Source organism: Pseudomonas sp. p1(2021b) (assembly GCF_020151015.1).
Lineage (GTDB): Bacteria > Pseudomonadota > Gammaproteobacteria > Pseudomonadales > Pseudomonadaceae > Aquipseudomonas > Aquipseudomonas putida_K.
Map to the genome: position 1 here is coordinate 5,115,622 of NZ_CP083746.1, position 13,408 is coordinate 5,129,029.

General features: G+C 62.4%; 11 protein-coding genes. 6 read left to right on the forward strand and 5 right to left on the reverse strand.

The window, feature by feature from the left end; all coding sequences use genetic code 11:
* Positions 1–79: 79 nt before the first annotated feature.
* The gene (locus K8374_RS23770) at positions 80–1,609 is read right to left on the reverse strand and encodes a PLP-dependent aminotransferase family protein (RefSeq protein WP_224457447.1); all 1,530 of its coding nucleotides are present in this window, start codon (positions 1,607–1,609) and stop codon (positions 80–82) included.
* 89 nt (positions 1,610–1,698) lie between these two features.
* On the opposite strand from K8374_RS23770, the gene K8374_RS23775 reads away from it, so the two are divergent.
* From K8374_RS23775 to K8374_RS23785, 3 genes are read left to right on the forward strand one after another with little or no spacing between them, the layout of a single operon-like run.
* A complete protein-coding gene (locus K8374_RS23775; RefSeq protein WP_224457448.1) occupies positions 1,699–2,328 on the forward strand; it encodes an FMN-binding negative transcriptional regulator in 630 nt (209 codons plus the stop codon).
* 17 nt (positions 2,329–2,345) lie between these two features.
* The gene (locus K8374_RS23780; protein ID WP_224457449.1) at positions 2,346–2,792 is read left to right on the forward strand and encodes a GNAT family N-acetyltransferase; all 447 of its coding nucleotides are present in this window, start codon (positions 2,346–2,348) and stop codon (positions 2,790–2,792) included.
* Between the two features lie 7 nt (positions 2,793–2,799).
* Positions 2,800–3,471, forward strand: coding sequence for a GNAT family N-acetyltransferase (locus K8374_RS23785; protein ID WP_224457450.1), 672 nt, complete (start codon positions 2,800–2,802; stop codon positions 3,469–3,471).
* 189 nt (positions 3,472–3,660) lie between these two features.
* Here the strand turns inward: K8374_RS23785 and oadA are convergent, their stop codons facing one another.
* Together oadA and K8374_RS23795 are read right to left on the reverse strand one after the other, a co-directional pair.
* Positions 3,661–5,469 carry a sodium-extruding oxaloacetate decarboxylase subunit alpha gene (gene oadA / locus K8374_RS23790; RefSeq protein WP_084855295.1) on the reverse strand — a complete coding sequence of 603 codons (1,809 nt, stop codon included), beginning with the start codon at positions 5,467–5,469 and terminating at the stop codon, positions 3,661–3,663.
* Between the two features lie 11 nt (positions 5,470–5,480).
* Positions 5,481–6,896 (reverse strand): acetyl-CoA carboxylase biotin carboxylase subunit, encoded by a 1,416-nt coding sequence (locus K8374_RS23795; protein WP_070093419.1) that lies wholly within the window; start codon positions 6,894–6,896, stop codon positions 5,481–5,483.
* A gap of 187 nt (positions 6,897–7,083) precedes the next feature.
* Here K8374_RS23795 and K8374_RS23800 point away from each other — a divergent pair, with 187 nt between their 5' ends.
* Positions 7,084–8,046, forward strand: a complete 963-nt coding sequence (locus K8374_RS23800; protein ID WP_084855294.1) for a LysR family transcriptional regulator — start codon at positions 7,084–7,086, stop codon at positions 8,044–8,046.
* Here K8374_RS23800 and K8374_RS23805 read toward each other — a convergent pair.
* Together K8374_RS23805 and hexR are read right to left on the reverse strand one after the other, a co-directional pair.
* Entirely contained in the window at positions 7,988–8,206 is a 219-nt protein-coding gene (locus K8374_RS23805) for a PA3496 family putative envelope integrity protein (RefSeq protein WP_084855293.1), read from the reverse strand. The two genes, K8374_RS23800 and K8374_RS23805, sit on opposite strands and share 59 nt — an antisense overlap.
* Positions 8,207–8,538: 332 nt before the next feature.
* On the reverse strand, positions 8,539–9,405 hold the full coding sequence (gene hexR / locus K8374_RS23810) for a transcriptional regulator HexR (protein ID WP_224457451.1): 867 nt from the start codon (positions 9,403–9,405) through the stop codon (positions 8,539–8,541).
* Between the two features lie 104 nt (positions 9,406–9,509).
* Between hexR and zwf the strand changes: the two genes are divergently transcribed.
* Positions 9,510–10,976 (forward strand): glucose-6-phosphate dehydrogenase, encoded by a 1,467-nt coding sequence (gene zwf, locus K8374_RS23815; protein ID WP_224457452.1) that lies wholly within the window; start codon positions 9,510–9,512, stop codon positions 10,974–10,976.
* An 86-nt stretch (positions 10,977–11,062) separates the two neighbouring features.
* Positions 11,063–13,249 (forward strand): DNA helicase II, encoded by a 2,187-nt coding sequence (gene uvrD / locus K8374_RS23820; protein ID WP_224457453.1) that lies wholly within the window; start codon positions 11,063–11,065, stop codon positions 13,247–13,249.
* Positions 13,250–13,408 lie beyond the last annotated feature (159 nt).

Consider the following 13,408-nt stretch of genomic DNA (forward strand, 5'->3'; position numbering starts at 1 on the left):
CCGGCCCCCACCTGTTCTGCGCTGTTTGTAGAGACATCGCCAAACCTGTGGGAGCCGGCTTGCCGGCGATTTCGGGCGCTCATGTTTTCCATGCCTTGCGCACCCGCATCAACGCATCCGCAATCTGGGCCTCCGGCACCGCCGCAAACCCCAGCACCAGCCCCGCCCGCTTATCCACAGGCACCTCGCTGTCCTCGAGCCAGTAGCTGCTCAGGGGATTGACCTCCACGCCAACCGCCTCCGCCAACGCCACCAGTTCCTGCTCTCTCGCATAGTTATCCACAGCCACACGCACATGCAGCCCCGCCGCCACCTCTGGCATATCGCCCAATCCGGGCACACCGGTAGGCCAACCCGCCTTGAGCACATTACGCCGTGCCAGCGCTGCCTTGCGCATGCGTCGGATGTGCCGCTGGAAATGCCCTTGGGCCATGAACTGCGCCATGACGTGCTGGTTACCTATCTCCGAATGCCGCACCGCCAGTGCTCGCCCCTGGCTGAAAGGCTGCACCAGCCGCTGGGGAAGTACCAGGTAACCCAGGCGCAGGGCAGGAAAGGCGATCTTGCCAAAGGTACCGACATATAGAACCCGCCCCTGCCGGTCCAGGGCAGCCAGGGGCGCCAGGGGCGCGCCGCTGTAGCGGTACTCGCCATCGTAGTCATCCTCGATCACCCAACCGTTGCGCTGCTCGGCCCAGTCCAGCAGCGACAGCCGCCTGGCCAGGCTCATGGTGACACCGGTGGGGTACTGGTGCGCCGGTGTGACGTAGGCCAGCCGGCAGTCGGCCAATTGCACCAGGCGTTCGCAGTCCAGGCCTTCCTCATCCACAGGTACGCCTCGCACGCAGGCTCCGGCCAAGGCAAAGGTATGACCTGCCGCGCGGTATCCAGGGTTTTCCACAGCTACCTCGTCGCCCGGCTGCAACAACAACTGTGCACAAAGGCTTATGGCTTCTTGCGCACCACTGGTGATCACAATTTGTTCAGCCGTGCAAACAAGCCCGCGCGAGCGACGCAGATAGGCGGCGATGAGCCCCCTGAGCAGCGGTTCGCCCGCAGGGTCGCCATAGCCCAGCAGTGCGGCATCCGGTTTTCGCCAGAAACCCGCTTGCAGCTTGGCCCAGAGCTGGAAAGGAAACAGGTCGAACGCCGGAACTCCAACGCGAAATGCGCGCGGCGCGCCTGTACGTGGCGGCGGAAGATGATGGGTTTTCAGGCGCTCCATGGCGCTTCCCGAGCGACCTGAGCTGGATAAATCCTCAGTATCAGATACGCAAATTGTGGATAAACCTGTTGATAAACCCCGGGATAACCCTGTGGACAGTTGTGTGGATAGTTTCGGAAGCTGGCTGACATAGGTGCCATCGCCGACCCGGCTTTCGATATAGCCTTCGGCGTATAGCTGGTCGTAGGCACGCACCACGCTGTTGCGGGAAAGCGACAGCATCGCAGCCAGGTCACGCGTCGCCGGCAGACGCGTACCACTGCCCAGGCGACCATCCAATACCCTTGCCCGCAGCGCCTGGTAGAGCTGTTGGCTGAGCCCACGGCGGCGGTCCAGCACGATACCGGCTGGGTCGAAGGGCAACGCAAAGGGGCGTTCATGCATGGTATTGGACCTATCGAAATAGCTGCTATTGGCTCTTACCTGGTACCAATAGCCTGCCTAGGATGGAGCCATCGAACAAGGACTACGCCATGTACAACGCCAAGCCCCACCAGGAACACGACCTCGAGCGCCTGCACCAGCAGATGCTCGACACCCGCCTCGCCGTACTGGTCAGCCATGGTGAACAAGGCCTGCTGGCGACCCACCTGCCGGTTTTGCTCACGCCCCATGAAGGCCAATATGGGACCGTCTATGCCCACCTGGCCCGGTCCAACCCTCAATGGCAGGCCCTGGCCCAGGGCGGTGAAGCTTTGTTGGTATTCGCCGGCGCCGATGCCTACGTCAGCCCGTCCTACTACCCGAGCAAGGCCGAGCACCACAAGGTGGTGCCGACATGGAACTACCTGGCCGTCCATGCCTACGGCCCGGTCGAGGTGTTCCACGACGCCCCTCGCCTGCTCGAGCTTGTCAGCCGCCTGAGCGATCGTCACGAACAAGGGCGCGCCGAGCCTTGGAAAGTGAGCGATGCCCCGCGCGACTACATAGACGGCATGCTTCGCGCCATCGTCGGCATTCGCGTGCCCATCACCCGCCTGCAAGGCGCGCGCAAGCTCAGCCAGAACCGCTCGGCCGAGGATATCCGAGGCGTACGCGAAGGCCTGGCCGCCAGCGCAGATCACCTGGACAACCAGCTTGCCGCACACATGCATTCACTCTGAAGGAAAGGAAAACCGCCATGTCCGAAATCATCCTGCGCCCAGTAAGCGCCACCGACCACGCTGCCTGGCTCGCCCTGTGGCAGGCCTACCTGCGGTTCTATGAAACCGAACTGCCGGAAGCCGTCAGCGCCAGCACCTGGCAACGCCTGCTCGACCCGAACGAGCCTACCCATGCGGCCCTGGCGTGGGTCGATGGCAAAGCGGTAGGGATGGTCAACTGGATCTATCATCGGTCCAACTGGAGCATCGAAAATTCGTGCTACCTGCAGGATCTGTACGTGGACGGCCAGCAGCGCGGCCTGGGTATCGGCCGGCAACTGATCGAGCATGTCTATGCCACCGCCAAGGCCGCCGGCTGCATCAAGGTGCACTGGCTGACCCACGAAACCAACGCCACCGCGATCAGCCTGTACGAACAGGTCGCCGAACGCCCAGGTTTCATCCAATTCCGTAAACCACTGTAGGCCGACCATGCGCGACGCACTGAACTTCAAGCCCGCCGCAACACCCAAGGCCGAGCCCATCGAAGGCCGTTTCATCCGCCTGGAGAAACTCGACCCGGCGCGCCACGGCGACGACCTGTGGGCGGCATTGCAAGGCCCTGGGTCCGATCCTGCCCTGTGGGATTACCTGCCCTATGGCCCCTTCGGTGAACGCAGCGCCTTCGATCGCTGGCTGGAAGGCAACGCCGCGGGCCACGACCCGCTGTTCTACAGCGTCATCGACCGTGCCAACGGCCAGGTGCAGGGCATCCTCAGCCTGATGTCCATCGTTCCCGACCATGGCCGCATCGAGATCGGCCATATCGCCTTCGGCGCTGCCATGCAGCGCACACCGAAAGGTACCGAGGCGGTCTACCTGCTGGGCAAGCTCGGCTTCGCCCTGGGCAACCGTCGCCTGGAATGGAAATGCAACAATGCCAACGCCCGCTCCAAGCGTGCAGCCGAGCGTTTCGGCTTCGTCTTCGAAGGGGTGTTCCGCAATCACATGGTGGTCAAGGACCACAATCGCGATACCGCCTGGTATTCGATTACCGACGAGGAATGGCCGGCGGTGGCAGCGGGGTTCGAGCGCTGGTTGAGCGAGGAGAACCAGCGGCCTGGTGGGCAATTGAAGACGTTGGAGGCTTGCCGCACGGGCTGAGTCGCCAGAGCTGACGCAATCGCGGGACAAGCCCGCTCCCACAAGGTCGACGGCCCCAAGAAAGTGGTACCGGGAGCAGTCCAGCCTGTGGGAGCGGGCTTGCCCCGCGATTGCGTACAAAAGGCAGCACAAAAAAAGGGGAGCATATCGCTCCCCATGAGGTAAACCGCTTGTCGTCGAAGGCTTCGATCAGCCTTCGATCTCGATCAGGATCTCGCCCGGCGTGACACGATCGCCCTTGGCCACGTGGATGGCGGTGACCTTGCCGGCGATCGGCGCCTGGACCTCGGTCTCCATCTTCATGGCTTCGGTGATCAGCACCGGCTGACCGGCCTTGACCGTGTCACCTTCCTTGACCAGCACATCGACGATGTTGCCCGGCATGGTGGTGCTTACGTGGCCTGGGCCGCTGGCCTGCTTGCGCTTGCTGCCGCCACCGCTGACGAACTCGTTCAGTGGCTCGAAGACCACCTCTTCCGGCATGCCGTCGATGGACAGGTAGAAGTGGCGCTTGCCCTCGGCCTTGACACCCACGCCGGTGATGTCGACGCGGTAGGTCTCGCCGTGCACGTCGATGACGAACTCGGTCGGCACACCTTCGCCGCCCGGGCCGGCCACAGCGCCCGCTTCTGGAATCGGCAGCAGGGCTTCAGGCACCAAGGTGCCGGCTTCACGCTCCTCGAGGAATTTGCGGCCGATATCCGGGAACATGGCGAAGGTCAGCACATCTTCCTCGCAGCGGGCCAGGTTGCCGATCTCGGCACGCAGCTTGGCCATCTCCGGCTTGAGCAAGTCGGCCGGGCGCACGTCGATCACCTCTTCGCTACCGATCGCCTGGCGGCGAAGCTGCTCGTTGACCACACCCGGCGCCTTGCCATAGCCACCTTGCAAGTACAGCTTCACCTCGTTGGTGATGGTCTTGTAGCGCTCGCCAGCGAGCACGTTGAAGAACGCCTGGGTACCGACGATCTGCGAGGTCGGAGTGACCAGCGGCGGGAAGCCGAGGTCTTCGCGCACCCGCGGAATTTCCGCCAGCACTTCGTTCATGCGGTTGAGCGCGCCCTGCTCCTTGAGCTGGTTGGCCAGGTTGGAAATCATGCCGCCCGGGACCTGGTTGACCTGCACGCGAGTATCCACGGCGGTGAACTCGCTTTCGAACTGGTGGTACTTCTTGCGTACGGCATAGAAGTACAGGCCGATTTCCTGCAGCAGCTCCAGGTCCAGGCCGGTGTCGAACTCGGTGCCCTTGAGGGCGGCGACCATCGACTCGGTGCCCGGGTGGCTGGTACCCCAGGCGAAGCTGGAGATAGCGGTGTCGATGTGGTCGGCACCGTTTTCCACGGCCTTGAGCTGGCACATGGCGGCCAGGCCGGCGGTGTCGTGGGAATGGATGAATACCGGCAGCGACTGCTCGGCCTTCAGCGCCTTGACCAGCTCACCGGTGGCGTAAGGGGTCAACAGGCCGGCCATGTCCTTGATCGCCACCGAGTCGCAACCCATGGCTTCCATCTGCTTGGCCTGGGCCACGAAGGCATCGATGGTGTGCACGGGGCTGGTGGTGTAGGCGATGGTGCCCTGGGCGTGCTTGCCAGCGGCCTTGACCGCCTCGATGGCCACGCGCAGGTTACGCACGTCGTTCATGGCGTCGAAGATACGGAACACGTCGATGCCATTGACCGCGGCCTTGGCGACGAAGGCCTTGACCACGTCGTCGCTGTAGTGGCGGTAGCCCAGCAGGTTCTGGCCGCGCAGCAGCATCTGCAGGCGGGTGTTGGGCAGTGCGGCGCGCAGCTTGCGCAGGCGTTCCCATGGGTCTTCCTTGAGGAAGCGCACGCAGGCATCGAAAGTGGCGCCGCCCCAGACTTCCAGCGACCAGTAGCCGACCTTGTCGAGCTTGTCGCAGATCGGCAGCATGTCTTCGGTGCGCATGCGGGTGGCCAGCAGGGACTGGTGGGCGTCGCGCAGGATTGTGTCGGTGACAAAGATTTTCTTGGACATTATTCGGTTCCTCACAGGCCTGCGTGTGCAGCAATGGCGGCGGCGATGGCCAGGGCCAGCTCTTCGGGTTTGCGCTTGATCGAGTAATTGGTCAGTTCCGGGTGGCTTTCCACGAAGCTGGTGTTGAACTGGCCGCTACGGAATTCCGGATTGCGCAGGATCTCCTGGTAATACGCGGCGGTAGTCTTGACGCCTTGCACGCGCATGTCGTCCAGGGCCCGCAGGCCGCGGTCCATGGCTTCTTCCCAGGTCAGCGCCCAGACCACCAGTTTCAGGCACATGGAGTCGTAGAACGGCGGGATGGTGTAGCCGGTGTAAATCGCGGTATCGGTACGCACGCCTGGGCCGCCGGGCGCGTAGTAACGGGTGATCTTGCCGAAGCTGGGCAGGAAGTTGTTCTTCGGGTCTTCGGCGTTGATACGGAACTGCAATGCATAGCCGCGATGCTGGATGTCTTCCTGCTTGACCGACAGGGGCAAGCCCGAGGCGATGCGGATCTGTTCGCGAACGATGTCGATGCCGGTGATTTCTTCGGTGATGGTGTGTTCCACCTGCACACGGGTGTTCATCTCCATGAAGTACACCTCGCCATCGGCGAGCAGGAACTCCACGGTACCGGCGTTCTCGTAGTTCACTGCCTTGGCTGCGCGCACGGCCAGGTCGCCGATGTAGGCACGCTGCTCCGGGGTCAGCTGAGGGCTTGGAGCGATCTCGATGAGCTTCTGGTTGCGGCGCTGGATCGAGCAGTCGCGCTCGAACAAGTGCACCACGTTGCCGAAGCTGTCACCCAGGATCTGCGCCTCGATGTGCTTGGGGTTGACGATGCACTTCTCCAGGAACACTTCCGCCGAACCGAACGCCTTGGTCGCTTCGGAAATCACGCGGGGGAAGGCCTGCTCCAGTTCCTCGCGGCTGTTGCAGCGACGGATACCACGGCCGCCGCCACCGGACGTAGCCTTGAGCATTACCGGGTAACCGATGCGGTCGCCCTCGGCCAGGGCCTCGTGGATATCGGCGACGTTGCCTTCGGTACCCGGGGTGACCGGGACACCGGCCTGGATCATGGTACGACGCGCTTCGGTCTTGTCGCCCATGCGGCGAATGACATCAGCGGCCGGCCCGATGAACTTGATGCCACGCTCGGCGCAGATTTCCGCCAGCTCAGCATTTTCCGAAAGGAAACCGTAACCTGGGTGCAAGGCGTCGCAGCCGGTCTCCACAGCGAGGTTCACCAGCTTGCGCGGGTTCAGGTAGCCGGCCAAGGGCTCGGCACCGATGCTGTAGGCCTCGTCGGCGCGCTTGACGTGCAAGGCATGACGGTCGGCGTCGGAATAGATCGCCACGGAGCGAATGCCCATCTCGGCGCACGCACGCACGATCCGAACTGCGATTTCACCCCGGTTGGCGATCAGGATTTTTTTTATCACTGGAGTCTTCCCAAAGCCGATGGAACACACGAGCCGGTACTGCCGGTCGGCGTGACCAGACGCTGCTGGCCAGTCGCACATTCACCCTAGCGCTGTAGGTTGATAAACAAAAATCAATATTTGTTAGGGTCGGCATTAGCAAAAGCTTATAGTGCCGTAACAGGGTTTTGCGGAAAGTGAGGAAAGAATGCGTAAGTCATTGATGCGCATGACTTTAAGGCAGCTGCAGATTTTCAATGAGGTGTGTGACCTGCGCTCCTACAGCCGGGCAGCCGAAGAGATGGCATTGACGCAACCCGCCGTAAGTCTACAGATCCGCCAGCTCGAAGAGCTGGTGGGCCAGCCGTTGTTCGAATATGTCGGCAAGAAGCTGTACCTCACCGAGGCGGCCGAAGCCCTGCAACGTGCCAGCCGGGACATCTTCGGTCGCCTGGAAAACCTCGACATGCAGCTGTCGGACATGCAGGGCTCGCTGCAGGGGCAACTCAAGCTGGCGATCGAATCCAGCGCCAAGTACTTCGTCCCGCACCTGTTCGCCGCGTTCAAGCAGCGCCACCCGGAGGTCAACCTGACCCTGACGGTGGTCAACCGCGCCCAGGCGATCCGGCGCCTCTCGGACAACCGCGACGACCTGATCATCATGTCGATGGTGCCCCAGGACATGGGCCTGGAATTCATGCCGTTCCTCAACAACCCCATCGTTGCCGTGGCACCGCCGGACCATCCGCTGTGCAAGCTGGAAAAACTCCGCCTGCAGGACCTGGAACCTCACACGCTGCTGGTACGCGAGCAGGGCTCGGGCACGCGCAAGGCCTGCGAAGAATACTTCAAGGACAAGCGTGTGCATTTCACCCAGACCCTGGAAGTCGCCTCCGCCGACGCCCAGCGCGAGTGCGTGATCGCAGGCCTGGGCGTCGCCCTGCTGACTCGCCACGCGGTGAACATGGAGCTGGCCACCGGCGTGTTGAAGGAGTTGCCGGTCGAAGAACTACCCCTGTATCGCAGCTGGTGCGTGGTGCAGTCCAAGGCCAAGCGTCAGTCGCCGGTGGCGTTGGCGTTCCTGGCGTTCATCCGCAATGAACGGGCGAAGATCAGCGGGCTTGTGGAGCGATTTTCGGGGAAGATGCCGCCGATACCTGCCATACCGTGATGTCCTGCAGATCAGGGTAATCGGTGATCTCGCGAAGCAGTTGGCGCTGGTCGCAGTAGCTTTCGATCGCGCGGCGGAACTCCATGCGGCGCTGGTCCTTTTCCTGCTGCTTGCGAGCCTTGGCGCTGGGTTGGTACGAACCGTCATGATCACGTGCCATTGCCTGTCTCCCAGAAAGGATGCGGGAGTTTCAGACTGGCCTTTTGGGTTTACGATTTTGCGCTGGTTTGGTGACAGAATCGTGAATTTTCATTGCCTATACCGCCTTTTCGCGGGTAAACCCGCTCTCATAGAACAACGCATAACTCATTGATTTGACAAGCCCGCTCCTACAGAAGAAGGCGGCGCTAGCCACTTGTTCTCTGCGCGACAGCGCAGCCCAAAGGGCTGGGTGATCTCCCACAGAGCCTGCATGGCCCGAAGGGCTGGATTATCTTTCACAGGGCCTGTGGGAGCGGGTTTACCCGCGAAAAAGCCGGTTCAAGCTAGCGATCAGTCGTCGGTAGCCTTGATCGACTTGGGCGACAGCCGCAGGCTGCGCAGGCTGCGCTTGACGCTCTTGAGGTGGTTGACCAGGCTCGGCCCGCGGGCCATGGCCACGCCCATCGCCAGCACGTCGATCACTACCAGGTGAGCGATACGCGAGGTCAGCGGGGTATAGATCTCGGTATCTTCATGCACATCGATGGCCAGGTTGACAGTGGACAACTCGGCCAACGGCGTCTGGCTCGGGCACAGGGTGATCAGGTTGGCCCCGCTTTCACGCACCAGGTTGGCCGTGATCAGCAGGTCCTTGGAGCGGCCCGATTGGGAAATGCACACGGCCACATCGCCAGGCTTGAGCGTCACCGCAGACATGGCCTGCATGTGTGGGTCGGAATAGGCCGCGGCGCTGAGCAGCAAGCGGAAGAACTTGTGCTGGGCATCGGCCGCCACCGCGCCGGATGCACCAAAGCCATAGAACTCCACGCGCTGGGCCTGGGCCATGGCGGTTACCGCCTGTTGCAGGGCCTGGGGATTGAGGTGTTCGCGCACCTCCATCAAGGTATGTAGTGTGGTATCGAAGATCTTCAGGCTGTAGTCAGCGACCGAGTCGTCCTCGTGGATCGCGAACTGCCCAAAACTGGCGCCCGCGGCCAGGCTCTGCGCCAGCTTGAGCTTGAGGTCCTGAAAGCCCGAACAGCCGATCGCCCGGCAAAAACGTACGATGGTCGGCTCGCTGATCCCCACGCTGTAAGCCAGGTCGGCCATGGAGCTGTGCATGACGGCAGCCGGATCGAGCAGCACATGGTCGGCCACTTTCAGTTCCGATTTGCGCAGCAAATGGCGCGATTGGGCGATATGTTGCAACAGATTCACAGGCTGGACTCGGTTATGATCGGCTGGCCGGGATGTAGCTTTCTTGTAGTTATACTACAAGACCCGCGACCCGCCCAGCTAAACGAACGTGGAGAGTGGTGGTTTTGACTATTCCTTGCGACATCCTGGTATTCGGTGGTACGGGCGACCTGGCCCTGCACAAACTGCTGCCGGCGCTCTATCACCTGTATCGCGAGGGCCGCCTGCACAACGCCGTGAGGATCATCGCCCTGGCCCGGCGCAACCTGCCACGGGACGAGTATCTCAAGCTCGCCGAACGTAACTGTCGGGCCCAGATCGCCCGCAACGACTTCGAGGAAGATGTCTGGCGGCGCTTCTGTGCCCGCCTGGACTACTTCGCCATGGATGCCCTGCAAAGCGCCGATTTCGTGCGCCTTGCGCGCTACCTGGGCGAGCCTGGAGGGCTGGCCCGTATCTACTACCTGGCTACCGCACCCAACCTGTTCGTGCCCATCGCCAACCACCTGCGCATCGCCGGCCTTGCCGACAGCGAAGCACGCATCGTGCTGGAGAAGCCCATCGGCCACTCGCTGGAGTCGGCCACGGCGATCAACGAAGCCATTGGTGCGGTATTCGACGAGACCCAGGTGTTTCGCATCGACCACTACCTAGGCAAGGAAACGGTCCAGAACCTCATGGCACTGCGTTTTGCCAATGCCCTGCTGGAGCCGGTTTGGCGCAATAGCCAGGTCGACCATGTACAGATCAGCGTGTGCGAAACCCTGGGCGTGGAGAACCGCGGCGCCTACTACGACCGCGCGGGAGCGACCCGCGACATGCTGCAGAACCACCTGTTGCAGCTGTTGTGCCTGGTGGCCATGGAGCCACCGGCGCAGTTCGACGCCGAAGCGGTGCGTGATGAAAAGGTGAAGATCCTGCGGGCGCTCAAGCCGATAACCGGCCAGGACGTGCAGGACAAGACCGTGCGAGGCCAGTATGGCGCCGGACACATCGGCGGCCAGGAAGTGCCGGCCTACTACTTCGAAAAGGATGTGGACAACGACAGCGACACCGAGACCTTCGTCGCCGTGCACGCGCATATCGACAACTGGCGCTGGGCCGGCGTGCCCTTCTACCTGCGTACCGGCAAGCGCATGGCGCGGCGCTCATCGCAGATCGTCATCCAATTCAAACCGGTGCCACACGAGCTGTTCAACGGCGGCCAGGTCAACCAGCTGCTGATCCAGCTGCAGCCCGAGGAGCGCATCAGCCTGCGCATGATGACCAAGAGCCCGGGCAAAGGCATGCGCCTGGCGCCGGTCGAGCTGGACCTGAACCTGGCTCAGGTGTTCGGCCAGACCCGCCGCTGGGACGCCTACGAGCGTTTGTTGCTGGACGTGCTCGAAGGGGACTCGACGCTGTTCATGCGACGCGACGAAGTGGAAGCCGCCTGGGCCTGGATCGACCCGATCCTCAAGGGCTGGGAGGAGCACTTCCAGCCTCCTCGCCACTACGCTGCCGGAAGCAACGGGCCAGAGCAGGCCAACAGCTTGCTGGCCAGGCATGGCAACCAGTGGTATCGAAGCCCAACCGGCGACCGGGCGTCATGAACGACCCGATGAGCGACAACACCAGAAGGTGAATATTCATACAGTAGGTGTTTGTCCCTTAACCGGCTTGGCCCTAGAATGGCCGGATGCACACAGACGACCTCTCCCTCCTGTTGAATTCCCTCAATGATGCCCAACGCCAGGCCGTCGCGGCCACGCTTGGGCGTCAGCTGGTGCTTGCGGGCGCCGGCTCCGGTAAAACCCGCGTGCTGGTGCACCGCATCGCCTGGCTGATCCAGGTCGAGCAGGCTTCGCCGCATTCGATCCTGTCGGTGACGTTCACCAACAAGGCTGCCGCCGAAATGCGCCAGCGGATCGAGCAGCTGCTGGGCATCAACCCGGCGGGCATGTGGGTCGGGACCTTCCACGGCCTTGCCCACCGCCTGTTGCGTGCGCATTGGCAGGAAGCGCGCCTGGTGCAGAACTTCCAGATTCTCGACAGCGACGACCAGCAGCGCCTGGTCAAGCGGGTGATCCGCGAGCTTGGCCTCGACGAGCAACGCTGGCCGGCGCGCCAGGCCCAATGGTTCATCAACGGGCAGAAGGACGAAGGCCTGCGCCCCCAGCATATCCAGGCCGGCGGCGACCTGTTCCTAGGCACCATGCGCAGTATCTACGAGGCCTACGAACAGGCCTGCGAACGTGCAGGGGTCATCGACTTTTCGGAGTTACTCCTGCGCGCGCTGGACCTGTGGCGCGACCATCCCGGGCTGCTCGAACATTACCAGCGGCGCTTCCGCCACCTGCTGGTGGACGAGTTCCAGGACACCAACGCCGTGCAGTACGCCTGGCTGCGCCTACTGGCGGGCCAGAACGGCGGCAGCCTGATGGCCGTGGGCGACGACGACCAGTCCATCTATGGCTGGCGCGGAGCCAAGATCGAGAATATCCACCAGTACACCGCCGACTTCCCGGATGCCGAGCTGATCCGCCTGGAGCAGAACTACCGGTCCACCAGTGGCATCCTCAAGGCGGCCAACGCCTTGATCGCCAACAACAGTGGCCGCCTGGGCAAGGAACTGTGGACCGACATGGGCGAAGGCGAGCCGCTTACGTTGTACGCCGCCTACAACGAGCATGACGAAGCGCGCTATGTAGTCGAAACCATCGAGAGCCTGATCAGGCAAGGCAATGCGCGCGGCGACATCGCCATCCTGTATCGCTCCAACGCCCAGTCGCGGGTATTGGAAGAAGCCCTGCTGCGCGAGCGTATTCCCTATCGCATCTACGGCGGCCAACGCTTCTTCGAACGCGCCGAAATCAAGAACGCCATGGCCTACCTGCGCCTGCTCGAGGGTCGCGGCAACGATGCCGCCCTCGAGCGGGTGATCAACGTGCCGCCACGTGGCATCGGCGAGAAAACCGTCGAAGCCATCCGTGACCACGCCCGTCACAGCCAGCTGTCGATGTGGGAGGCCATGTGCCAACTGCTCGCCGCCAAGGCCTTGAAAGGCCGTGCGGCAAGCGCCCTGGGCGCCTTCATCGAATTGATGGAGAACCTGGCCGCCAAGACCCTGGACATGCCGCTGCACCTGATGACCCAGACCGTCATCGAACAGTCCGGCCTGATCATCTATCACCAGGAAGAAAAAGGCGAAAAAGGCCAGGCACGGGTAGAAAACCTCGAGGAACTGGTCAGCGCCGCGCGCAACTTCGAGACCAGCGAAGATGACGCCGACCTTTCGCCGCTGTCGGCCTTCCTCGGCCATGCTTCCCTGGAAGCCGGCGATGCCCAGGCGGACGAACACGAAGACAGCGTGCAGTTGATGACCCTGCACAGCGCCAAGGGCCTGGAGTTCCCCTATGTGTTCCTGGTGGGCATGGAAGAAGGCCTGTTCCCTCACAAGATGAGCCTGGAAGAGCCAGGCCGCCTGGAAGAGGAACGTCGCCTGGCTTACGTGGGCATCACCCGGGCCATGCGCCAGCTGATCATGACCTACGCCGAAACCCGTCGCCTGTATGGCAGCGAAACCTATAACAAGGTGTCGCGTTTCGTACGGGAAATTCCGGCAGGGCTGGTACAGGAAGTGCGCCTGTCCAATAGCGTCAGCCGCCCCTTCGGCGGTAACCAGAGCAGCTCGAGCAGCCTGTTCGCCAACGCCAGCATTCCACAAACGGCCTTCACCTTGGGCCAGCGGGTGCAACATTCGGTGTTTGGTGAGGGCGTGATTCTCAATTTCGAAGGCTCGGGTGCCCAGGCACGGGTGCAGGTCAACTTCGCCGAGGGCAGCAAGTGGCTGATGCTGGGTTACGCCAAACTGGAAGCGATCTGATACCAGACGCAAGGCTTCCAGCTGCTTGTAGACTTTTCTTTCGTCCGCTGACGAAAGGTCCTATGCACTGAATGGGCTTGGGTACAGGCCCATCAGGCAAAAGATGGAAACATTATGGCGCTGGTCATGTGCACAACAACCTGTGCAACATGACGCGCG

What these genes read in the sequence shown, in the direction of transcription:
- K8374_RS23770 (WP_224457447.1), bottom strand. Translation starts at nt 1,609, where the DNA reads ATGCATGAACGCCCCTTTGCGTTGCCCTTCGACCCAGCCGGTATCGTG.
- K8374_RS23775 (WP_224457448.1), top strand. Translation starts at nt 1,699, where the DNA reads ATGTACAACGCCAAGCCCCACCAGGAACACGACCTCGAGCGCCTGCAC.
- K8374_RS23780 (WP_224457449.1), top strand. Translation starts at nt 2,346, where the DNA reads ATGTCCGAAATCATCCTGCGCCCAGTAAGCGCCACCGACCACGCTGCC.
- K8374_RS23785 (WP_224457450.1), top strand. Translation starts at nt 2,800, where the DNA reads ATGCGCGACGCACTGAACTTCAAGCCCGCCGCAACACCCAAGGCCGAG.
- oadA (WP_084855295.1), bottom strand. Translation starts at nt 5,469, where the DNA reads ATGTCCAAGAAAATCTTTGTCACCGACACAATCCTGCGCGACGCCCAC.
- K8374_RS23800 (WP_084855294.1), top strand. Translation starts at nt 7,084, where the DNA reads ATGCGTAAGTCATTGATGCGCATGACTTTAAGGCAGCTGCAGATTTTC.
- K8374_RS23805 (WP_084855293.1), bottom strand. Translation starts at nt 8,206, where the DNA reads ATGGCACGTGATCATGACGGTTCGTACCAACCCAGCGCCAAGGCTCGC.
- uvrD (WP_224457453.1), top strand. Translation starts at nt 11,063, where the DNA reads ATGCACACAGACGACCTCTCCCTCCTGTTGAATTCCCTCAATGATGCC.